The sequence below is a fragment of the Sphingobacterium anhuiense genome, from assembly GCF_042686355.1.
Lineage (GTDB): Bacteria > Bacteroidota > Bacteroidia > Sphingobacteriales > Sphingobacteriaceae > Sphingobacterium > Sphingobacterium anhuiense.
Genome location: NZ_JBHUPE010000006.1, coordinates 70612 through 94508 on the forward strand (window position 1 = coordinate 70612; position 23897 = coordinate 94508).

Below are 23897 nucleotides of genomic sequence, written 5' to 3' on the forward strand. Positions count from 1 at the left end.
ACTATTTTACAGCCGAAGCAATTACAATATTCATGGAACAAGAAAAATAACCTTTTTGATCAGCATGTTTTTGAGATTCAATAAAACGATCTCTTTCAGTTGCTTCAATAATATTTAATGAAAACATTTCATCAATCATTTTATCAATCCATAGATATTTACATGCATCATCATAATTTCTTAGTACAAAGGGAAAAACTTCAATTGTTATCTGCGAAAAGCCCATTTTATTTAGATAAGTGGTCAAGGATTGTGCAGCTCTACCGTTATTTACTTTTTGTTGGGTTAAATAACCGTTTAATTTATCAGCAATCGCACTATCGCCATTATAAAATGATAGACTATTCCAATCAGATTCCACCACAACAACAATACCTTTATCCTTTAATATACGGTGTGTTTCTTTGAAAAGATTTAATGGTTCTCCAATATGTTGGACTAAACGTTCCATCCGAACACCATGAACAGACGTTTCCGCTAAAGATACTTCAAGTACATTTGATACTAGAAATTTAACATTTGATTCATCTTGTATAGCAGCTTGGCCCGCAGTGATCATTTCCGGATCGTGATCTATACCAATAAATTCAAATTTATTAGTATTAAACATACGGCTCATATTAAGGACATCCTGTCCAGAACCGCAGCCTAAATCAACAATCGTTCCTCCCTCAGGGATATCATTAAAATAGGTATAAGATTTTTGTTTAACTCCACTCAATATTTTCAGTGTCTCAGTTAAATAATCTAGATTATAATGTTTTTCGTACATTTTATATTATCAAAGTATATTGAGATTATTCTCATCAAAAAAATCATTGTTAGTTTTCTGTTTGCTCATCTGCTTGATGACTTCACTCAAGTTCCATCGGTCCATGTTATCCAGTTGCAACATATAATGTATCTCAATCTCCTTGGAGCGCAATTCCTCAATTCTAACAACATTTCCACGGTTACGTAATTCTAAAATAGCCTTTCTATCTTCTTCAGAAGCTAATTCAAGATTATTAACGTCATCTAGAATCATCGTTGTTGCAAGAAGATCCAGCTTAGGATAATAAAATGTGCCGTTATTTCCAACCCCACTTTCCAAACGATAGCCCACACATTTTGTTAAATTAATCGTGTATGGAGCACATAAAGCAAATAATGATTTTATACCTATTTGTGGTGCAATTGCAATTGCAGCTCTAGTTAAAAAAATACTTCCAATACCATAGCCCGCAATTTCCCTTGAATTCCATAGTCCACAGCCCTCGCCTGTACCTTCCTGTGCATAGTCCCATACCAAATCAAAGATTTTAGCGTCCATGTTTCCTGTCGCCTCCTCGATAGGAAGAGGTTGTGATCCTCCTGAAACATGTATCCTTGCACCTCCGTATACATTTTCTCCATCCAGAGATTCTACAATCAAAACGAAAGCAGCAGGGTTATACATCCAATCATTTTTGGATGATGTAACTTTTTTCACACCTATAGCCGTTAAAACATGTGCATGTCCCTCTATAAAACGTTCGCAAGTTTTAGGATCATCAATTGCACGAAACGCTCTTAACCTGACCACAGGACGTCCCTCTTTAAATATTAGTGCCATGGACAGTTAATTATTCGATTAAGATTCAAAAATAATCAATATAATCAAAAGCTGTTCACTATATATAAAAATATTAAAAATGCACTATTTTATTGAATTCTAAATCATTAAAAAACTAAAATTGTATAGCGTAATTAGAATATAAATTAGATAGGCCCATAAATATTATTTTTTGAAATAAACTCAATTTCATTGTTTTTTTGTATCTTCTTCAAATTCAAATTTCATCAGATTATATCAATAATGCATTTTGCGATAATGGAGTTTCGAAGTCATAATTTTATTCATTCGACATTTTGAAATTACTTTGTTGCAACAAAACAAAGTTACTGAAATCATATATAAAATTTTCATAAAGATCATCAAAAACACCTTAAAAGTTAATTCAAGATAACTATGTGTTACATAACACTTTCTTATGAATAATAATTTTATTAAAATCAAGTCCAAAACAACTTTTCAATTCAACACGGATTTAGAATATACATGAACTACTATAATCTCCATATAAATAAGATAAAAAGGTTACCTACTCATGGTATTTTACGATAATAACATCTTAAATGGTAAGTTTGTATTTATTAAACCATCATGTGTTTATCGCGCCATATTAAAAAAACAGTTTATGAATTAAATATCGATGATGGTTTCAACTGATAAACAATGTATACTCCATGAAAATATTAATTATAGAAGATGATCAGCGCGTAGCAGAACTCATAAAAAGAGGACTGGATGAACAGGATTTTGAAACCGTATTAGCTTATGATGGATTATCAGGTAAAAAGCTGTTTTCTCAAGATCATTTTGACTTAATCATTACGGATATCATCTTACCAAAGCTGGATGGTTTAGACCTTTGTAAGCAAATCAGACAAATAAATCCAGATCTTCCAATCATTATGCTGACAGCACTAGGAACTACAGATGATAAAATAGAAGGGTTCGATGCCGGAGCTGACGATTATTTAGTAAAGCCATTTGAAATGCGCGAACTTTTAGTCCGTATTAGAGCATTATTAAAACGTCGTCAAAAAACAACTGGTAATCTCAATTTTGTTTTACACTTTGAAGATCTCGAAATGAATCTACATACCAAAATTGTAAAACGTAGTCAGCAAGAGATTAATTTAACACCTAAAGAGTTTAAACTGCTGGAATACCTAATGCAAAATCCCAACAGAGTATTGTCTCGGGTAGAAATTGCAGATAAAGTTTGGGAAACTCATTTTGATACCGGCACGAACTTCATCGATGTATACATCAACTACCTCAGAAAAAAAATAGACCGTAATTTTGACAAGAAACTGATTCATACAAAATCGGGAATGGGTTTCATTCTGAAAAAAGAACTATGAAAATAAGAACACGTCTAGTTTTTCTATTTACCCTCATTACAGCAATTATTCTGAGTTTGTTTGCTACTGTAATCTATCTATCTGCAAAGGAAAACAGACAGATAGAATTTTACAATCTACTCCAAAAAGAAGCGATTACCAAAGCCAATCTTTTTCTAAATGCTCATGTAGACAAAAAGATTTTGCAAGATATTTACCATAATAATAGAAAAATATTGAATGAGGTTGAGGTTGCTATTTATGATACCAACTTTGATTTAATTTATCATGACGCTGTAGATATAGATTTTGTCAAGGAAACAAAACCTATGTTTGATGAGATTTACCAAAAAGGTGAAATCAAATTTTATCAGCAGGACTGGCAAGTAATAGGTCTTCAGTATATTTATCAAGGTAAAAAATATATTGTTACTGCGGCCGCTTATGACCAATATGGTTATAGTAAACTCCATAATTTATTAAATAATAGCATTATTGTTTTTATTATTTCAATTTTGTTTATTCTCGTAGCAGGTATTTTTTTCTCTAAGAAAGCATTTGAACCTGTTCGTGCCATGAGTGAAAAAGCACGAAATATTTCTGCTACCAATCTTGATCTACGTTTATCAAATAATGACAATAAAGATGAACTATCTGAGCTTGCCGATACCTTCAACGATATGTTGGATCGCTTAGAAAACTCATTTGACGCACAGAAACATTTTGTATCGAACATCTCTCATGAATTACGCACACCACTTGCGGCTATTATTACTGAACTGGAATTATCAATGAGTAAGGATCGAGGGATAGACGATTATAAGAACGCAATTAATCATGCATTAAATGACTCAAACAAATTGGCCCGTTTGTGCAATAGCCTCCTTGATCTAGCAAAAGCTAGTTACGATCCTGCCGAAATTGCATTTAAGCCCATACGAGTGGACGAGCTTTTGTTAGATGCCAGACAACAGGTTCAAAAAACCAATCCCGAATATAAAATTGACATACACTTTGATGACGATTTTGAAAACGACAATCAAATCTCCATAAATGGTAATGAATACTTGTTAAAAGTGGCCTGTAGCAATCTTTTCGAAAATGGTTGTAAATTCTCTATCCCACCTCGTTGTACTGTTTCTGTTCTATTTGACAGCCAAAATATAGTGCTAAAATTTGTTGATTTAGGAATTGGAATTGCAACAGAAGATCTACCACAGATTTTTAGTCCATTTTATCGTGGTAAAAACAAAGACTATACTTATGGACACGGCATTGGACTTGCATTGACACAAAAAATTATTGCACTGCATAATGGCAACATCTCGGTCATTTCAAAAGAGAATGAAGGAACAACTTTCATCTTAACCTTACCACATTGCTGATGATTTAACGCAGTTCGACCACTTAAACAGATCTAACTGCCAAACAAATTGTTACAGCCCAGTCGTAATCCAAAAAATGCTATGCTTTAATTTCTCTATAAATTATAGCCATACAACACTTCAATCAGCTTAACCCTATCTTGAGCACCATCAAACTCAAATATTAAAACAAATTGATCAAAATCTGCTCTGCTAAGCTGAGCATCTCGTAAATCATTCTAATAATTTTCTAATAATTTTCTATTCGTCTTCTAACTGCTATACTCCTACAACCTAAGCACCTTTGCAATGTTCAAAAACAGCGATAAAGATGCTCCTCATGGAGAAATATCACTTAGGCACAAATAAATGTTAATTTAAAATTCTTGGCGATGAAAACCACAATTACAAAAAAACATAGTCACTTAATACAGATTCTCATCATTTCTGTACTTTCTCTTAATCTAATGGGATGTCATACAAAAGTTGATGAAGAAATCACTGAAAATTTCACACAAAACGGTGATACCATTCAAGTCCAAGGAAAGATAAAATCACAATTAAAGACATGTACTGTTCTCAAACAAGCTCATCAACTGGAGCTCATTACAGCCGGGACAGTGAAAGCTATTCCAAATCTCTATGCTGAAATCGGTTCTCCATTTTCAGGACGTGTTTCAGCAGTACATCTCAAATTAGGAATGAAAACAAAACCTGGAACTCCTCTTTATGAACTGATATCTCCGGAATTTATTGAAACTCAAAAGCTATACTTTCAGGCAAAAACAGCTTATCAAAATGCTAGATTGATTCTAAAGCGACAACAAGATCTTAAACAACATGGTGTAGGAACTGATAAAGATGTCGAAGAGGCCAAGGCCCAGTACGAAATTACAGAGAAAGAATATCAAAATACGTCTGCTTCGCTTAGATTCTTCAATGTAGATACTGAAAAACTAGTTTTAGGACAGCCACTTATTATCCGATCGCCTATTAGTGGTGAAGTTATTAGCAATGACATTGTTCTGGGACAATACATTAAATCGGATGATTTACCCCTTGCTAAAGTAGCCGAACTGAACACTGTCTGGGTAGTTGGAATGGTTAAAGAACAAAATCTAAACCTTATAAATAAATTAGATTTAGCCGAAATTGCTACAATCGCGTTTCCTGATGATAAGATAAAGGGAACCATTTATCACATCGATGAAATTGTAAATGAAGATACCCGAAGTGTCCAAATACTTATTGAATGTCACAATCCCGATCGTGTATTAAAACCAGGCATGTATGTGAATGTCAACTTTACTAAAAAAGCTTCTGATGCTGCGTTCATTCCTGCAAAATCATTACTACAATATAATGATCAAAGCTATGTGTTCTTAGCAATTGGGAAAGATAAATATCTCAGACGCTACGTCGAAACAGGTATCACAGATAAAGATCAGGTACAGATTTTATCAGGTCTGCAAGCAGGAGACAATATTATCAGTGAGGGTGCATTTTATCTATTAAATGCAAAATAAATAGTATTTCGAAGAAAGTTTATTCACATAAAAACTGCTGTACATTCTCAAGTATATTATTCCAATGAAACCAATTACGCTGTGAATTGCATTTGGGGATCTATTGAAATAAGTATACCTATAAAACATCGCTGAAAAGCTAAGATAAATTAATGACTTTCTGATTGGTCCATCGCAACTTTAATCAACTCTATTCTAATGAAAAATATATTCAACAATACTATAGCCAAACGTTGGCTGGTCTTGGCTCTTTTTATTCTATTAACCTTTTTTGGATATTATTCTTGGACACAGCTTTCCATTGAAGCGTATCCTGATATAGGCGATGTAAGTTCTCAGATTGTGACACAAGTACCTGGACTTGCTGCAGAAGAAGTAGAGCAGCAAATTACTATTCCGATAGAAAGAGCTATCAATGGTTTACCAGGTATGCACGTGATGCGGAGTAAAAGTACTTTTGGACTGTCTATGGTTACAATTGTTTTTCAAGATGGAACAGATGATTATTTCGCACGCACCCGTATTCAAGAACGGTTGACGGATCTGGAGCTGCCTTATAACGCAACAGCAAATCTTGACCCTTTAACTTCTCCAACAGGAGAAATATTTCGGTACATCATCGAAAGTAAATCACATGATCTACGCGAACTCACCGATCTGCAGACATTTGTCATTATACCCCGTATCAAACAAGTGTCTGGAGTAGTTGATGTTACAAATTTTGGAGGTATTACGACACAATTTCAAGTTGAGATTGATCCCATTAAACTGGAACAATATGGTCTAGCCTTAAGCGAGGTAGTGAACAAAATTGAAACAAACAACACCAATGCAGGTGGAAGTGTTATGAATAGAGGGGACCAATCTTACGTCATTAGAGGAATCGGACTTCTTAGGACATTGGAAGACATCGGAAATATAGTTGTTAAATCCCAGCAAGGAACAGCTATTTTCATGAAAGATATCGGTCAGATCAGATACGGAAATCTTGAAAGAAAAGGTGCTTTAGGCTATTCTGATAAACGTGGAGCAAACTATTCCGACAATATTGAGGGAATTGTGCTATTACTTAAAGGCCAAAACCCTTCTGTCGTTTTAGAGGGCGTCAATCAAGCTATTGATGAATTAAACAATACCATATTACCTGCGGGAGTACAGATTCATCCGTTCATGGATCGTACTCAACTTGTAGAAACAACCTTAACTACAGTTTCCCACACCTTATTAGAAGGAATGGGTTTGGTTATTATTCTACTCATCATATTCCTTGGTAGCTGGCGTGGAGCGCTTTTAGTTGCTATTACTATACCTATCGCTCTGTTGACAGCTTTTATCCTGATGCACTTTACGCATGTTCCGGCTAACTTGTTGTCATTGGGTGCCATCGATTTTGGTATTATAGTCGATGGGGCCATTGTCATGATGGAAGCTATCTTGAAAAAAAGAGAAGAGAATGAAGATGAACAACTCACCGAATTAGATATTGCTTCTATTGTAAAGCAAATGGCTAAACCCATATTTTTTGCAACAATCATTATAATCACGGCTTATATTCCCCTATTTGCATTTGAACGTGTAGAAAAAAAGTTATTTACTCCTATGGCTTTTACAGTAGGTTATGCATTGTTGGGTGCGTTATTAGTTGCTCAATTCCTAATACCTGGACTCGCTTATGTTGTTTATCGTAAGCCTCAAAAAGTATATCACAACAAATGGTTAGAAAAATTAACTGTAGGATATCACAGACAAATCCAGCATTTATTAAAGCGTCCAAAGAGAGTATTCACGCCTTTAATCATCATTTTTGCAGGTGCAATCATATTAACATGTACTGTTGGTAAAGATTTTCTGCCGCCCTTAGATGAAGGATCCATCTGGTTGCAAGTATCACTACCTCCCGGAATCACAGTTGAAAAATCAAAGGAAATGAGTGATTCACTACGTGCGCGAACACTTCAATATGATGAGGTTACATATGTGATGGTCCAAGCAGGTCGCAATGATGATGGTACAGATGCATGGACTCCCTCTCATTTTGAATGCAGTGTTGGCTTACTTCCTTACAAACAGTGGAAAAATGGGAAAACCAAAGCTGATCTAATTGAGGAATTGGCTGCTGAATACAAACAGATGCCCGGATATGACGTTGCATTTTCACAACCAATGATTGATGGAGTGATGGATAAAATTGCGGGGGCGCATAGTGAGCTCGTCGTTAAGATATATGGAGAAGACTTTAAGGAAATCCGAAGAATAGCAGATGAGGTCTTGATTACGTTGCGAAAAGTAAAAGGTGCTGTAGATTTAGCGATCGATCAAGAACCTCCATTGCCGCAACTACAGATAAAAGCAGACCGTTATAAAATAGCACAATATGGTTTAAATGTCGCCGATGTCTCCGACCTTATTGAAACAGCTATCGGTGGAAAAGCGGTTTCCCAAATATTTCAAGAAGGAAAAGTTTACGATATTATCTGCCGTTATCATGAAGCAAGTCGCAATACACCTGAAAAAATAGGAAATTTAATGTTGACAAATGAATCCGGAGCAAAAATTCCCCTATCACAAGTAGCGACAATAAAACTCAATACCGGAGAAAGTACGATCGCTCGTGAGATGAATAAGAGACATTTGACAGTGCGGTTAAATCTACGCGGAAATGATCTTACTTCCTTTCTCAAAGAAGCACAATCTAAAATTGAAAAAGATATCAAATATGACCACAACGACATAAAAATAAAATGGGGCGGTCAATTTGAAAATCAAAATCGCGCATATCAGCATTTGGCTATTATTGTTCCTATGGCACTAGCATTAATGTTTATATTGCTATATGGCGCTTTTGGAAGCTTCTCACAAGCCGGATTGTTGATGAGTGTTGTACCGCTTGCCATATTTGGAGGTATGCTTGCATTAAATATTCGCGCTATGACCCTCAATGTATCTTCAGTAGTCGGATTTATAGCACTCTTTGGTGTTGCAATTCAAAATGGTGTACTGATGATCACACAGTTCAATGCATTAAGAAAAAAAGGGTATGCACTAAAAGAAGCCGTAATAGAAGGCGCCCAACATCGTTTCAGACCAGTAATCATGACTGCCACTGTAGCCATCTTGGGGCTTCTTCCAGCTTCATTGGCCACAGGTATTGGTTCTGATGTTCAAAGACCATTAGCAACTGTCATTGTTTACGGATTATTCTTCGCTACCGTGATAACCCTCTATGCATTGCCATCATTATACTATCTATTAGAGAAAATAAATGCCGACAAAAAACATAATTAGTTTTCATCTCAAAAATACCATCACATGTTACGTCTTAAAAACATCCGTAAAAAACACTTTCTACTATTATATTTTACTTTAGTCTTAAGTGTAATTACTCAAGCTCAGCTTGACGCAGATATTCAAAAAGAGATTACTTATCCCGATTTTATAAAAGCTGTTGCTCAAAATAACATAGCTTATGCGGCAGAAAAGTTAAATATTAATATTGCTGAAGCAAATATTGAAAAATCCAAAATAATTCCTGACCCAGAATTTACCGCTGGTGTATTTAATAACGACCAGCATAAAATGAAGATGGGGTACGGATACAATATCGGACTGGATTGGACCCTCGAACTTGGCGGAAAACGGAAAGCACGCGTTGATCTGGCAAAAAGTGAATCTGAACTTAGCAAATATATATTGCAGGATTACTTCAGGAATCTCAGAGCCGATGCTACTGTACAATATTTAACCGCAATCCATCATGAGCAACTGATGAAATTACAATTCAATTCCTATGAAACGATGGATGAACTTGCAAAATCGGACAGTTTACGCGCCAAATTAGGTACAATTACTGCTATTGATGCCAAACAAAGTAAACTTGAGGCTAAATCCATATGGAATGAAGCAATTCAGTCCATCGGAAATTGGAAAGGATCGTTGAGTAGCCTCAATTTACTGATGGGGAGTAAACATGCTGAACTTACACAAATGGCATTGGTAAATTTTTCTACATTTGACCGGTCTTTTTATCTCGATGACCTTATAGTCCATGCACTATCAAACCGTTCAGATCTACTGTATGCATTACAAAATAAAGATGTGTCAGAAAAAATGATCCGTCTTACAAAAGTAAATCGGGTACTAGATTTAGGAATAACGACAGGTGTTACGCGCAATGCAGAAGCCCGCAATGATTTAGCTCCCAGTCCAGCTTTCACATCAGCAAATTTTGGAATAAGTATTCCTTTGAAATTTTCAAATCATCGGAAAGGAGAACTTAAGGAGGCATTTTATACCGCCCAACAAGCTGGATTACAACATCAAGAGATTGAACTACAGGTACAAACAGAAGTTAAGCAAGCATTTTATAACTATGAAGCGACTCAAAAGCAACTTCAGCAATTCAACAGTGGCATTCTTGACGATGCTAAAGCTATCTTAACGGGGAAACTCTACAGCTACAAACGAGGTGATTCTAGTTTACTTGAAGTACTCCATGCACAGAGAACCTATATTGAAGTTCAGCAAAATTATTATGAAATACTGTTTAATAATGCCCATGCTCTCGTTATATTGGAACAATCCGCAGGTATTTGGGATATACTTTTTTAGAAAAAAAACAATTTTATGTGTGTTTAAAAAATATTAATATGGATAATCAGAAGCATATTTTAATGAAATATGCTTCCAGAAAGCAACAAAAATCCTAGATGAAAAAAATATTCTCCCTCAAAATAAAGGATTTAAGGAATATTCATTAGATATACTTGGCATATATCAGGTATTTTTCTACCTTTGCATCACTCCAAACAACGAAGGAAACTTCAAAAAAAGAGTAAGATTCCGTAGCTCAGCTGGTAGAGCAATACACTTTTAATGTATGGGTCCTGGGTTCGAATCCCAGCGGGATCACAAAAGAAAAGCTAATCGAAAGATTGGCTTTTCTTATTTAAAGACATGGGGATTCGAAAGAAGCGTCGACCGGATTCGATCTAGAGATATTCAAAATGGGTAATAACATCCTTTAAAAGGATGTTATCTAAATCAATTTTCAAAAAGTATTTATTTTTTTCAACAACTCTTCACGATAAGCTCTTGAAAGAGGAACTTTTATATCTTTTATGACAACCTGGTGGTTTTCGATTTTAGATATTTGAAACAAGGATGTAATGTATGATTTATGTATCCTCATAAACTGATCATCTGGCAATCTGTTCTGCACTTCATTAAGTGTCATACGTGTAAGCGTCTTTTTATCCTGTTCGACAATGGATATATAATTATCCTGTCCCTGAATATAAAGTATATTTGCTAAGATGATCGACACCCAATTATGACCATCTTTAACAAAAAGTGCAGTTTCAGCTGTATTATTTAGGACAGGCATTTGCTGTTTTCTGCTATTTGCAAGCTGACAGGCTTGCAAAAATCTGTTAAAATTAATCGGTTTCAGTAAGTAGTCGGTAGCCGCTAAATCGAAACCTTTCAAGGCATGTTCAACATAAGCCGTAGTAAATATTACCTGCGTTTTATACTTGATTAGTTTTGCTAGCTCTAAACCCGAAATATCGGGCATATTGATATCCAGAAAGACTAAATCTATCGTCGCAGACTCCAAAAAGTCCATAGCCTCACCTCCACTCGAAAACAAATTATCCAGTTTTAGAAAATTTATCTTTTGTGCATGCATACTTATTATATCGAGTGCTACGGGCTCGTCATCTATTGCAATTGCTCTGATCATTTTTTTGGCAGTATTGTATTGAGTTTATCTTTTAATTCCTCATAATTAAGTCCCCTTGCTATAATAATGCCATTTGGGTCTATCAAAAAGGTTTGTGGTATTGCCTTAATACTATAAAGCTTCACAATACTATTGTCCCAATGTTTTAAATCGGATACTTGTGTCCACACTAAACCATCATCTTTAATTGCTTTTATCCATGCTTCTTTATCATCTGCTGCATCTAAAGATATACCCAAGATAGTAAAATTCCTATTGCTAAAATCCTGATATAATTGTCTCATATGAGCACTCTCTTCGCGACAAGGACCGCACCATGATGCCCAAAAGTCCAACAATACATATTTACCTCTAAAAGATGAGAAACTAATTGGATTTCCTGTAGTATCATTTTGAATAAATTCTGGCGCTACGGTACCAATATTCAAGTCTTGAAGATCCTTTAAAAATTTATTGTACTCTTGACCCAATAATGTATTTCTAATGTGAGGACTAAGTTTATTAAATAGCGCATAAGTATCATCAACCTCTGGAAAGGGACCTGCATATTCTGACAAACTTACCAATGAAACATAACTATCTAAATTACTAGTAATGAAAGATTTTAAGACTGGTTTTCTAGAATCTTTTAAGCTATCTAACCTCGCTCCCAAACTTGTAGCGGTAAGGCTATCCGGATTTGATCTTAACATGAGACTCGTTTCCATTTGCTTTTCGAATATCGGTTTTAATAACCGTTGAAGATTTTGTTCATCTACATTAATCTTTGAACCTGTAAACTTACCAATCTCCAGCAAACCAGACGTACTCAGTAGTATATTTCCTGGATGAAGATAAAGCCTCAGCAAATCAATTTTATCTCCAGTTCTTGTTTTTTGTATCAAGGCCGACAGACCGATTTCGTCAGGGTCTCTCACCAATGTTGCTAGCAATGGTTTAACAACATTTCCTTCAAATACATATCCTTTTTTATCATACTCGTATTCAGCTGAATCAATTAATTTTTGTCCATTCATTTGATAAGCTAAATACAGACGAGGATGATTACCGTTTACATTTGTTTTAATAGTGAGTTTAAAGTTTTTATGTTCCATATTTTGAGCATAAGACACCAAAAATGACACAATAGCTAGTAGGGAAAACATGTATTTTTTCATAATTTCAATATTATTTATTCAGTAGAAGTTGTAGTGAGATTTTATAAACAGTGCCATCAGTAAAATTTTCAAATTTATGCTTCTCGGGATATAAAAGCTTGATCCTTCTTAAAGTACTTTTAATTCCAGTATTATTTCCCTCTATCTGATGATGACCACTGATGATGGTATTGACCACTTTTAGATTTAAACGTCCGTTGATAACTTCTAAATCAATCTTTATGGCACTGGATTCGCTCATACTGATACCATATTTAAAAGCATTCTCTATAAAAGTCAGCAATAGTAAAGGTGCAATTTTCCAACCCTTTTCGTTAACATTTAGCTGTACATCGATCACGATATGCTCTTTTACCGGCAACCGCTCTTTTTGCAAAGACAAATAATTATTTATAAACACGATCTCTTCTTCGAGTGGAACAAAATCGCTATGCATTCCTGTTATTGTATACCTCAAAAGATCCGATAACTGATCAATACCATTTGCAGTTTGTGGCGCTCCTTCTTTTAAAGCAGTACCGTAGAGATAATTGAGACTGTTAAACAAAAAGTGAGGATTTAATTGTGATTTGAGGGTATTTAGCTCAAATTCCGCTTGTTGCTGCTGCATCTCTTTTTTATACTTTAACTGATAAAAATAATCTCGAATCAAAGCATACAGAAACGCATACACAGTCATTAAAAGTATCGGTCTTAATACCGACATATTTTCAATTATCCGACGTGCGTTCTCATGATGTAACTGGAGCATTGTGAACGGAATTACACTGATTACTAAGCTAATTTCTAGAAATAAGTACCAGCGAACTCTAGTAAAAAAAAAGTTATAATTGATTTCTACTAATAATAGAAAAAATAAGACCATAAGCATATCGTAACTAAAATTGTTTTGACTAAAATAGTCCCAAATACTTACTGGAGTTTTGTCCTCATAAAATAGATAGTCGCCACTCGTATTAACAATAACCAGATAAGGTATTACGGTAAACATATTGATGACGACCCATACTGCTGCGCAGTGTACCAGCCAATATTGTAAGATAGTACGGATTCTTTTTTTCATAATTGTTCTTTTCATAAAAGTAATCCAATCTACAGATATTGATTAATTTATGTGGTGAATTACTTTTATTAGTGGTGAGTGATGGAATAGACTAGTCAAAATCAAAGAACAAAATATATTGTTTAGGCATAAAAAAAGCTAATCTTACGATTAGCTTTTTTTAATTTACTCTATTGACAACTACAATAGAAAGATGGAATAAAATTAATGATTGATCACCTATAATTATTTGCAATAAGTAATCAATGCATTTATAATCTATTATTTAGTAACCTTTTGCAGTTTGTGCAGCTTTTAAATTAGTATTCCTATCTAAGGCAGTTTGCGGAAAAGGCATCAACATAAATTTTGGATCCCATATACGCTCCTGAACGATTACATTAGCAATATCTTTTGTAGTTTTCATAACATTGGCCGCGATGTTCCAACGTCTGATATCAAAATAACGCTGTCCCTCCCCTGCCAATTCTATTCGACGCTCATTACGGATAACTTCTCTCAGTTTTTCTTTTGTATTATTGACTACCTGATTTACTGGAGGCATACCGGCACGATCCCGGATGTCATCTAATGCCGCAAAAATAGTAGCATCCGGTCCACTTACTTCATTTTTAGCTTCTGCATAAGCCAGAAGGATTTCGGCATATCTAATAATGCTATAATCCTGTGGCGCATCATATTCTAAACCACTAACTAATGAAATTGGATCCAAATATTTCTTAAAATTATAACCAGTGAAGCTTTCTCCGCCACCTGGTCCGGCCCAAGTATAGGTATAACCGTCTTTATATTCATTCCAGGTTGCTCCTGGAAATAATACACTGGCGTAAAGACGCGTATCCCTGTTTTTAAATTCGTTGATGTAGTTCGCAGAAGGAGTTTTATTAATATTAAAATCAATAGCCCTTTGCTCTGGTGTTGGTGGTATAAAACTAGTACCATCACTTTTCCAATATGCATCAACTAAACTTTGAATAGGTGTTATAGACCCCCAACCTCCAATATTTGGAGGAGCTAATAACGTTCTCAAACCATTACCAAATGGTGCATAACTTTGATTTTCCTGAATATTCTGAGAGACTAGAATAGCTTCCTTATTACCTTCGTTAGCTGTCCAAAATTGTTGCTGATAACTAGCCAGACCCTTATAAAATTTCTGTTTAGCGTCATCATCGGCGAAAGTTACCAAAGTACTGTAATCATCCTTGGTATCGTTAACTGTTAAAGCGGTCTTTCGAAATAGCTGATAGCCCGCTCCCATCACTTTTTGAGCACTTGCTACAGCATCTGGATATTTACCGTATTCCAATTGAATACGTGTCAAAATTGCCCAGGCGGCACCATTTGTAATACGGCCAGTCTGATTTGGAGCACCGCCATTATAACTAGCTGGCAAATCTGCTTCAACGGCTTTGATCTCATCAATTGCAAATTGAATTACTTCCGTAACAGGAGCTGTTGCTACGGCAGTTTCCTCAGGATCTGTGTAAGCATTCTTCAACAATGGTACAGCCCCAAAGAGATGTGCCAGTTCGTAATAAGTAAATGCTCTTAAAACTCTAACCTCTGCAATAAAACGTTTGCGCAGGGTTTCATCCATGGTTGCTTTGCCAATATTATCTAAAAAATAATTATAGCGGCGTATAAAAATATAACGGCTATTATAGCCCACATCTAGTGTAGCATCTATGTTTCCAGCGGATACGCGAGAAGCAGTACTTTCCCAAGGATACTGACAGTAAGCATTATCTGCTGCACCATCATCGTATGCATAATTAAAAGCATTTGCCAAAGCGCTGTAACAACCGTTTAAAGCCAGTTGTACATCATTTTGCGATTTCCAGAAAGTACCCGCAGAAAGTTTATCCTGTGGAACAAAATCGATCGACTTTTTACAGCCACCCAAAACTGTAAACGCGACAAGTGATATATATATAATTTTTTTCATGATGATTACAGTGTTAAATTAAGACCTGCAGAAATTGTTTTTAAAGATGGATAAGCTGATCTCTGTGACGGAGCTTCCGGATCAAAATCTTTCAATCTTTTATCACCGCGGATAGTAAAAGGATTATTGCTAGATACATAAACTCTTAAACCTTTAATCTTAGCTTTGTCCAATATATGCTTAGGAATCGTATAACCCAAAGTGATCGCCTTTATTCTCAAATATGAAGCATCAAATAACCAGAAATTAGACATACCAAAGTTTTGGGTATCGTTCGTTAATCTTGGATAAGCAGCATTTGGATTGGGATTATCCAAAGTCCATCTGTCCAAAACGTAATTTTTAACACCCGCGCCATTAAAAAAGGCCTGCGAAGCCTCTTGCTCTAAATAAACTTTTACATTATTTACTCCTTGAGCCAACACACTCAGATCAAAACCTTTATAACTTGACGAAAGATTTAAGCCATAAGTAAAATAAGGAACATCATTACCATTGATAACGCGGTCATCACCATCTATCACCTTATTTCCATCTTGATCTTTGTACTTAATATCGCCTGGCTTTGGATTATTAGCTTGTTTTGCATGTCCATCAATATCAGCTTGATCAACGAATAATCCTTCAGCTTGCCACATGTAAAACGAACCAACAGGTTGACCAATTCGGTTAATATAATAACCGTTTGGAGCAGTTTCATTTGCTCCACCCAAATCCGTTACTTTATTCCATATTTTACTGACATTTCCGCCTATTGAATAGTTAAAATCATTTACTTTTCCATTGTAATTTAAGGAAAGTTCAAATCCATTATTTTTAACTGCACCCAAATTTACCGAAGGTGATTCGCCGTCTCCCAGCCCTGCTTCTGCTGGAATATTGGGATTTGGTAATAAAATATCTTTCGTTATGCGGCTAAAAACATCTAATTGCAAAGTAAGTGATCGAAACAAGGTAGCGTCTAGACCTGCATTATAAGTGGTTAATTTTTCCCAGCTTAATAAGGGGTTAGCGAGCTTACCTGGTGTTACACCATCTTGTTTTGATTGATCTAAAATTACTGTACTACCTGCATTTAATCCATCATAAAAATCGTAATCCCCTACATTGTTAATATTTCCTAATTTACCGGCCGACAAACGTAACTTCAATTCATTGACAGCACCAAGATCTTTCATAAAATCTTCCTGCGACAAGCGCCATGCTACCGATGCTGAAGGATACCATGCTGAACGGTGACCAGGAGCAAATCTAGAAGAAGCATCATTTCTTGCACTCGCTTCAAGTAGATATTTGTCAGCATAAGAATAGTTTAAACGCGCAAATACAGAAGCCAACGCACTTTCTCCAACACCTGCCACACCATCGTTTAAATCGCTGGTAACGGTAGTATTTGCTGGCAGTGTAGAACCTGCATTGATAGCGTTAAGATCATTATTTGGAAAACCTTTACGTACAACCCTAACTGTTCTCTTTTGTAATTTTTCGTAAGAAGCACCAGCCAAAAATTTAAAATAATGCTGATCTATATTTTTTTCATAACTAGCGGTTGTCTGAGCTAATAAATTCGAAGTACTTTGCCACGCTTCAGTCAATTGATTTGTTAATACAGCAGTACTGGTTAATGGTTTATTCGTGATGAAGCCTACAACGGGATCGATTGTGTTGATAAAAGAACTATTGAAGTAATTATATGCATTATAAGAAAATAAACCCGAGATATCCAAACCCTCAATTGGTGTGTAGGTTCCGTTTAAATTACCAATGAAACGATTGGTATTATAATTCGTTCTACCACCCTCCTTTAGTAAACGTAATGGGTTTTGACCAGCTATTGTTGCGTTTTCTTTTCCTGCAGTCACACTGCCCCATTCGCCATTACTTTGCTGTGCTACCGATAATGGAATTGATCTACCAACACCAGTAAAACCGATCTCCATATTATCATTGTTATACCCATCTCTTATATAGGATAAATTGCTTCCCACTTTAAACTTATCGCTCACTTGAGTTTCTGTATTGGACCTCAACGAATAACGTTTCAAATCTTTACCAGGAATCAAAGAATTCTGTCCAAAATAGGCACCACTTAAATAATACTTCGTTTTTTCACCCCCAGACACACTCAACTGATGTTCCATCATCGGTGCGCGTTTACGTAAAATTAAAGAGTACCAATCGGTGTTAGGATATAGATCCGGATTGGATTGACTCTTTATTGCCTCTAGAGCTGTCGCATCATAAAGCGGTGTTCTACCTAAATTAGTCTCTGCTTCATTACGTAAAATAGCATAATCATAACCATTTGTATAATCTGGTAAGTATGTTGCCGATTGGCTACCGAAATAAGCATTATAACTAATAGTTGGGGTACCATTTCCTTTTTTAGTTGTTACTAAAATAACTCCATTTGCAGCTCTGGCTCCATAGATCGATGAAGATGAAGCATCTTTCAATATAGAAATACCGGCCACATCGTTTGGATTGATGCGTGCAAAATCATTTTGGGTTACAACTACACCATCTACCACAAATAAAGGAGAAGATGAACCTAAATTTGCACGTCCTCTAACATTGATGCTTCCCAAGTCATTCCCTAAATCACCAGGAGAGGATTTAATAGCGACCCCTGGTACAGTACCTTGTAGTGCATTTGTTAACGAAGTAACTGGTCTATTAATGATGGTTTTGGTATTCACAGTATTAACAGCTCCAGAAAGGTTCACTTTCTTTTGGGTACCATACGCGACCACGACAACATCCTCTAAAGTATTCACTAAAGGTGCTAAAGTAATTCTAACGTTAGCTGAAGCTCTTACTTCTGTAGTTTGATAACCAACATAAGAAATAACCAAAATAGCCCCATCGTTCACACCTGTTAATTTAAAATTTCCGGATTCATCAGTTGAAGTCCCCAGTTCTTTGCCTTTTACTTTAATACTGGCACCTGGAACCCCTTTGCCTGTTTCATCTAAAATCGTTCCGCTGACCTCCATCACCTGATTTACAGCTGTAATTGATGCAGACTTAGCGTTTGAAAATATACTTTTAGGTCGCTCTTTAATGACAATTGTATTGGTTTCTATAGCATAAGTTATAGGTTGATTTTTAAAAATGGATATCAGTACATCTTCCAAAGGCACATTTTTAACATCAATCGTTACTGGATTTGTTTTTTTTAAAGTGCTTCCTGACACCAAAAAATCATATCCACTTTGTTTACTAACCTGAATAAATACTTTTGACAAAGGTTCGTTTTTAACAGATAGTGAAATTTTTTGCGCAAATGAAGCTGCGTGAAGTTGCATTATACTAGCAACTAATAGAAAAGTAGCTAACTTCATAATTAATAACATTTTACAGACATACCTCCATAGTATGCCCATCTTTTGAGTATAAATTTTATACATTTGATTACTGGTTTATAAGTGAATTGATCATAATTTTTGCCTTGATCCAGTCCGGCCAGATGTGTTACAGCACACTGGCCATTTTTTAGATCACTGCGATAGTTGCTTTATGTTATTGTCTAACCATAATCCTCCTCCCTTCAAAAGTTAAGTGAACTGATTTTGAATTCTGTACAATTTGAAGTACCTGATTTAGATTCCGATCGCGTGAAATACGACCGGTAAAAGACTCTTTACTCATTGGTCCGACAAACTCAATATCTACGTCATACCAACGAGAAATCTGTTTCATAATCGTATATATGTCCGCATCGACAAACTGAAAATAACCGTTCTTCCAAGCGGTAATTTCATCCGTATCTACTTTTCCAACTTTGATTCCATTATTACTAATGCGAGCTTGATCTCCAGGTCGAAGAACATGGTTAAATTCGCCCATTGAAATCGCTACTGATCCCTCGACCAAAGTTGTCCGTATTACATCCTCATTATTATAGCTATTCACATTAAAGTGTGTTCCTAAAACTTGAATCATCTGATCCCCGGTTTTTACTTTGAAAGGCCTAGAAGCATCATGTGCAACCTCAAAATAAACTTCACCGCTGATGGATACTTCACGGTTTTTATCAGAAAATGATGTTGGATAAGTAATCGATGATGCGGCATTTAACCATACTTTAGTACCATCTGCTAATTTTAATCTATATGTTGCACCTCGGGGCGTACGCATGGTATTTGTTCTATAAGGAGATTTAACCTGATTTACATTGCGATCCTTATAGATCACTTCATTTTCAGCATTGATATGAATAAATGAATTTCCTTCTGCGGCAATCTGCCCCTGAGGAGATGCTTCTAGATCTATCTCTTCTCCATCGGATAGTGTTAATATCGCTCTGTTTTTGCCTGGGGCTAAATCGGGGATTTGATTACTAATAGTAACAGTATTAGCGATTCGGTCTGTTTTTAATAAAAAATAAACTCCAAAACTAAGCATGATTAAAACAGCTGCAGCTGCGCCTAAATTATTGCGATTAAAAATCCAATGATACCTTGTCTTCTTATCAAATTCCAGCTTATCTTCAATACGATGATAAATACGATTTTTTAATTCGGCATTGTTACTTGCAAAATCTTCAGGAATATAAAAGTCTTTTTCCGCTTGTAGACGATACCAATCATCGAACTCCCGTTGCTCTAAAGTATTTATATTACCCTTTTTAATTTTACTAGCGAGCTCCTCAATACGTTTTCTTAGCTGCTTTTTATTCATTGGACTCTGACTTTAGGTTTATACTAATAGTCAGTAAAAACTGATTATATACCTAGTCCTTTTTAAAAAAAATAATAAAAATAAGTAAAAACTATCATCAAGCTGAAAAACAATCACTTACGGGGGTGAGGAACTGAATAGATAATTTTAATAAAAAGCTCTTTTTTCTTTAAAAATGATGAGGAGATAGGTTAAAAAAGACGATGTATACATCCGCCTAATATAAAAGCGATAGATGAAGCACTCATTTTGTCTCCAAGGTCTTTGATTGCCTTAGTTAAATGGTTATTGACAGTTTTTGTAGATATATTTAGTTCTGCAGCAATTTCTTTATGTGTCTTTAAATCTTCTCGGCTCATCTTAAAAACCAAACGACACTTTTCAGGTAATTGTGCTATAGCGTTTTCAAGCTTAGCAAAAAGCTCCTTTTCAAGTAAAAGTGTTTCTGCTGAAGGTGAATAAATTTCATTTTCAACTAGATCTACATTTTGAGTACGCTTTCTTTTATGAAATGCACTATCGAGAATATTAATTACACGATATTTAACAGCCACAGCAAGATAAGTATATAAGGAATATTTTAATTTTAACGTTTCTCGACGATTCCATAAACTACAAAAGATATCCTGAACGCACTCCTCTGCTTCCTCTTTAGAGTTGAGCGCATTAGCAGCTAAAAGAAATATTTTCTCCCAGTATCGGTTATATAATTCTGAAAAAGCAGCACGATCTTCCTTAACCCGAATTAAATCAATTAGGGTTTCATCCGTCCAAGTTGCTGAAGCGTATTTTGTCATTTTACCATTAAAAGATTAAGTAAATTTATAACATTATTGTGACATTATTATTAAAGGGTTAATAGATAATATTATTAATAATTTATACTTTCTGCTTGTAATTTGCAATAATACTGCATTTTAACCATGATTATTTAATATTTTTTTGATATGCTCGCTCTTTTTTATTCATCATAAACATTAATCTATACAACTCCATGGTTAAATACATGTCTTTCACTTTTTTTCTTAAAAACCTTTTTAACAATCTCAGTATAATCTAGCATTATTCAGATTATACTGTTATTATTAGTATTTACTAAAAATTGAGATTCATTAATAGGATCTAAACAGCATCTAAGTTTATTTAAAAATTCCAAAAAGAAGCAAATTTGAATCTTAAGAAATTTTCGTAGTATAAAAAAACATCCCCACTAATAGATCATATGATCTATTAGTGAGGATGTTTTTTTAAAATCGACTAAATTATGCGTATCTATTTCAAGAAGACCTTCCGGATTGCTTTATTATCAGGATCTAAGATATAGATATTACCATTTTTGTCCATTGCCATATCTGCCAAAGCGCCAAAGCGTGACTCCACTAATGAGCCATCTACATATCCACGGTTGTTCGCTTTGAAAATAGTGGATACTCTTCTGGTTGAGACATCAATTTCTCTTAAAGCATAATTAAAATTATCTGTAGCAAATATAGTCCTACCTTCAAAAAGAACGACGCTACTTATACCTTGAAAGCGAGCAGCACTTCCAATACCATCAGCATAACCTGCATCTGAAAACCCTACCCAAGCATTCATGGTTATGCCATCAGTCCCTCTTCGCATTAAACCATTCCCACTAATTGCATTCTGATCTGGATAGTAGTAGTTTCCTAAAGCATCTACCACCGTTCGAGTTGTTACCCAACCAGTACCATTAATTTTACTATAATTTCCTGTTGGATTGACCTTATTGACTCCTGCTGCAAATCCATTGATATTGACATACAAATTTCCTGCATCATCAATACTCATATGTCCCGGTGCAAATCCCGATGTATGTACCGTACGTTGACCTCCCGATGTAATCTTGATCACCTGATTTGTTCCCTGATCACTCACATAAATAGTATTCTGCTTATCGATTACGATACCATACGGTTTAACAAAAACCGCATCTGTTCCATTGACCTGTAAAATTGACACAGCACCCGCAGCTGTTATTTTTTTTACCTGTTTATTATTCGTATCTGTTACATAGATATTCCCTTGCTGATCGGTAGCAATAGCAGACATATATCCTGCAAAGATATTACTGCTAGGCCCACCCGCCAAAGTCATTACACCAGCTCTTTTAAACAATTGTGGAGCGAGAGCTTCCTGCGCACCAACAACAACTTTAACATTTCCGGTGCTTAATCCTATAGGTGCTTCGAGCACTAAACTGTTCTCCGTGGCTGTTTTTACCATTGATAATACGCCATTGAAATACACTTTATTTTCTGATGCTGTCGTACTAAACCCCGTTCCTTTAATCGTCACACTCGTACCGGTCAATCCGTTATCCGGTGTCATCGCAGTAATCCCCAGATTTTGATCTTTAAACTGCGGACCATTACTCACCTGATCATTCACTACAACACGGATAACGCCAGACCCTGTGCCTCCCGGAACTGTCAGTTTCAGTTCCGCTTCATTAGCTGACGTCAACGGTATCAATATATTATTGATATATACTTGGTTTTCATCTAGCTCTTTACTAAATAAAGATCCACTAATCGTCATTTGTGCCCCCTTTGGACCACTTAGCGGTGTTACAGTTTGAATAACAGGTTTATCCACAACGGTAAAAGATGGACCTATTGTTTTTTGGTTATTGATATTAACCGATAAAGGACCTGTTGTTACTCCATCTGGAACCTTTACGACCAAACGCTCTGGGGCAGATTCAACGACAACGGCTTTCTTACCATTAAATTCAACAATATTATTGGTAGTCAGTTGCTCAAAACCTTCTCCTGAGATCACTACACGTGTATCTTTCCCTCCTGTCAAAGGTTTGATACCCTTTATTGCCTGATAAGTGAAGGTTTGCCCTTTGGCATTCATCCCATCCACTTTAACAATTACAGATCCAGAACCAGCCTCATTGGGCACTTCTGCTACGATCAGCGTATCACTAATGCTGACGACCAAAGCCTTTTTTTCATTAATAAAGACTTCCGCTGGATTACTGACACTTCCAAATCCCGTACCTCCAATGCGTATTTGGGAACCAGCAGGACCATTTGCAGGAAATACTTGCCGAACACTTAAATCTTGATAGGTATATGTACCAACATCCATGATCTGGTTATTATAGCTCAACACCAATTTACCAGTATTCCCACCAGTGGGCATACGAACCACTATAGCTGTTGCAGTCGCACTGATCACAGTGGCATCTTTACCATTTACTGTTGCTTTATACGCTTCAAGTGTTGTACCAAATCCCTCTCCTACGATGGTGACAAGCGTACCCTCTTTTCCTGAATTTGGGTAATACTCCGTTATTTTCACTGCTGTCTCAGGAAGTATACCTTCCTTCTTTTCACAACCTGCAAAACCTGCAAGTATCAAAATAAAAAGGATGATACCGAGGCTATATTTTGTCCATATTTTCATGACTTTCATTTTTTATTTAATCATATGGAATATCCATATACTAT

General features: G+C 35.6%; 15 protein-coding genes and 1 tRNA gene. 6 read left to right on the top strand and 10 right to left on the bottom strand.

The window, feature by feature from the left end:
• Nucleotide 1 precedes the first annotated feature (1 nt).
• A complete protein-coding gene (locus ACFS6I_RS15460; RefSeq protein ID WP_380921926.1) occupies nt 2-772 on the bottom strand; it encodes a methyltransferase domain-containing protein in 771 nt (256 codons plus the stop codon).
• A 9-nt stretch (nt 773-781) separates the two neighbouring features.
• The gene (locus tag ACFS6I_RS15465; RefSeq protein WP_168128172.1) at nt 782-1594 is read right to left on the bottom strand and encodes a hypothetical protein; all 813 of its coding nucleotides are present in this window, start codon (nt 1592-1594) and stop codon (nt 782-784) included.
• 674 nt (nt 1595-2268) lie between these two features.
• On the opposite strand from ACFS6I_RS15465, the gene ACFS6I_RS15470 reads away from it, so the two are divergent.
• From ACFS6I_RS15470 to ACFS6I_RS15495, 6 genes are all read left to right on the top strand, one after another.
• Nucleotides 2269-2952, top strand: a complete 684-nt coding sequence (locus ACFS6I_RS15470; protein WP_021189661.1) for a response regulator transcription factor — start codon at nt 2269-2271, stop codon at nt 2950-2952.
• Entirely contained in the window at nt 2949-4316 is a 1368-nt protein-coding gene (locus tag ACFS6I_RS15475) for a sensor histidine kinase (protein WP_346580465.1), read from the top strand. The genes ACFS6I_RS15470 and ACFS6I_RS15475 overlap by 4 nt, the downstream gene beginning before the upstream one ends.
• 371 nt (nt 4317-4687) lie before the next feature.
• Nucleotides 4688-5821, top strand: coding sequence for an efflux RND transporter periplasmic adaptor subunit (locus tag ACFS6I_RS15480; RefSeq protein WP_380921929.1), 1134 nt, complete (start codon nt 4688-4690; stop codon nt 5819-5821).
• Between the two features lie 198 nt (nt 5822-6019).
• Nucleotides 6020-9106, top strand: a complete 3087-nt coding sequence (locus ACFS6I_RS15485) for an efflux RND transporter permease subunit (protein WP_380921931.1) — start codon at nt 6020-6022, stop codon at nt 9104-9106.
• 24 nt (nt 9107-9130) lie between these two features.
• Entirely contained in the window at nt 9131-10429 is a 1299-nt protein-coding gene (locus ACFS6I_RS15490; RefSeq protein ID WP_380921933.1) for a TolC family protein, read from the top strand.
• A gap of 227 nt (nt 10430-10656) precedes the next feature.
• Nucleotides 10657-10729 (top strand) — tRNA-Lys (locus ACFS6I_RS15495).
• 139 nt (nt 10730-10868) lie between these two features.
• On the opposite strand, the gene ACFS6I_RS15500 is transcribed toward ACFS6I_RS15495, so the two are convergent.
• The 8 genes from ACFS6I_RS15500 to ACFS6I_RS15535 form a co-directional block, all read right to left on the bottom strand.
• A complete protein-coding gene (locus tag ACFS6I_RS15500) occupies nt 10869-11561 on the bottom strand; it encodes a LytR/AlgR family response regulator transcription factor (RefSeq protein WP_132843155.1) in 693 nt (230 codons plus the stop codon).
• Entirely contained in the window at nt 11558-12718 is a 1161-nt protein-coding gene (locus tag ACFS6I_RS15505) for a redoxin domain-containing protein (RefSeq protein WP_380921935.1), read from the bottom strand. The genes ACFS6I_RS15500 and ACFS6I_RS15505 overlap by 4 nt, the downstream gene beginning before the upstream one ends.
• A 10-nt stretch (nt 12719-12728) precedes the next feature.
• The gene (locus ACFS6I_RS15510) at nt 12729-13781 is read right to left on the bottom strand and encodes a sensor histidine kinase (protein ID WP_380921937.1); all 1053 of its coding nucleotides are present in this window, start codon (nt 13779-13781) and stop codon (nt 12729-12731) included.
• Between the two features lie 265 nt (nt 13782-14046).
• Nucleotides 14047-15729, bottom strand: coding sequence for a RagB/SusD family nutrient uptake outer membrane protein (locus ACFS6I_RS15515; protein ID WP_380921939.1), 1683 nt, complete (start codon nt 15727-15729; stop codon nt 14047-14049).
• Nucleotides 15730-15734: 5 nt separating this feature from the next.
• A complete protein-coding gene (locus tag ACFS6I_RS15520; RefSeq protein ID WP_380921941.1) occupies nt 15735-19073 on the bottom strand; it encodes a TonB-dependent receptor in 3339 nt (1112 codons plus the stop codon).
• Between the two features lie 178 nt (nt 19074-19251).
• Nucleotides 19252-20412, bottom strand: a complete 1161-nt coding sequence (locus ACFS6I_RS15525; RefSeq protein WP_380921943.1) for a FecR family protein — start codon at nt 20410-20412, stop codon at nt 19252-19254.
• A 191-nt stretch (nt 20413-20603) separates the two neighbouring features.
• Nucleotides 20604-21209, bottom strand: a complete 606-nt coding sequence (locus ACFS6I_RS15530) for an RNA polymerase sigma-70 factor (RefSeq protein WP_380921945.1) — start codon at nt 21207-21209, stop codon at nt 20604-20606.
• Between the two features lie 475 nt (nt 21210-21684).
• Nucleotides 21685-23853, bottom strand: a complete 2169-nt coding sequence (locus ACFS6I_RS15535; RefSeq protein ID WP_380921947.1) for an IPT/TIG domain-containing protein — start codon at nt 23851-23853, stop codon at nt 21685-21687.
• Nucleotides 23854-23897: the final 44 nt, after the last annotated feature.

Bases quoted from the DNA above. Each gene is read 5' to 3' on its own strand.
- ACFS6I_RS15460 (WP_380921926.1), bottom strand. From the start codon at position 772: ATGTACGAAAAACATTATAATCTAGATTATTTAACTGAGACACTGAAA.
- ACFS6I_RS15465 (WP_168128172.1), bottom strand. From the start codon at position 1,594: ATGGCACTAATATTTAAAGAGGGACGTCCTGTGGTCAGGTTAAGAGCG.
- ACFS6I_RS15470 (WP_021189661.1), top strand. From the start codon at position 2,269: ATGAAAATATTAATTATAGAAGATGATCAGCGCGTAGCAGAACTCATA.
- ACFS6I_RS15475 (WP_346580465.1), top strand. From the start codon at position 2,949: ATGAAAATAAGAACACGTCTAGTTTTTCTATTTACCCTCATTACAGCA.
- ACFS6I_RS15480 (WP_380921929.1), top strand. From the start codon at position 4,688: ATGAAAACCACAATTACAAAAAAACATAGTCACTTAATACAGATTCTC.
- ACFS6I_RS15485 (WP_380921931.1), top strand. From the start codon at position 6,020: ATGAAAAATATATTCAACAATACTATAGCCAAACGTTGGCTGGTCTTG.
- ACFS6I_RS15490 (WP_380921933.1), top strand. From the start codon at position 9,131: ATGTTACGTCTTAAAAACATCCGTAAAAAACACTTTCTACTATTATAT.
- ACFS6I_RS15500 (WP_132843155.1), bottom strand. From the start codon at position 11,561: ATGATCAGAGCAATTGCAATAGATGACGAGCCCGTAGCACTCGATATA.
- ACFS6I_RS15505 (WP_380921935.1), bottom strand. From the start codon at position 12,718: ATGAAAAAATACATGTTTTCCCTACTAGCTATTGTGTCATTTTTGGTG.
- ACFS6I_RS15510 (WP_380921937.1), bottom strand. From the start codon at position 13,781: ATGAAAAAAAGAATCCGTACTATCTTACAATATTGGCTGGTACACTGC.
- ACFS6I_RS15515 (WP_380921939.1), bottom strand. From the start codon at position 15,729: ATGAAAAAAATTATATATATATCACTTGTCGCGTTTACAGTTTTGGGT.
- ACFS6I_RS15520 (WP_380921941.1), bottom strand. From the start codon at position 19,073: ATGAAGTTAGCTACTTTTCTATTAGTTGCTAGTATAATGCAACTTCAC.
- ACFS6I_RS15525 (WP_380921943.1), bottom strand. From the start codon at position 20,412: ATGAATAAAAAGCAGCTAAGAAAACGTATTGAGGAGCTCGCTAGTAAA.
- ACFS6I_RS15530 (WP_380921945.1), bottom strand. From the start codon at position 21,209: ATGACAAAATACGCTTCAGCAACTTGGACGGATGAAACCCTAATTGAT.
- ACFS6I_RS15535 (WP_380921947.1), bottom strand. From the start codon at position 23,853: ATGAAAATATGGACAAAATATAGCCTCGGTATCATCCTTTTTATTTTG.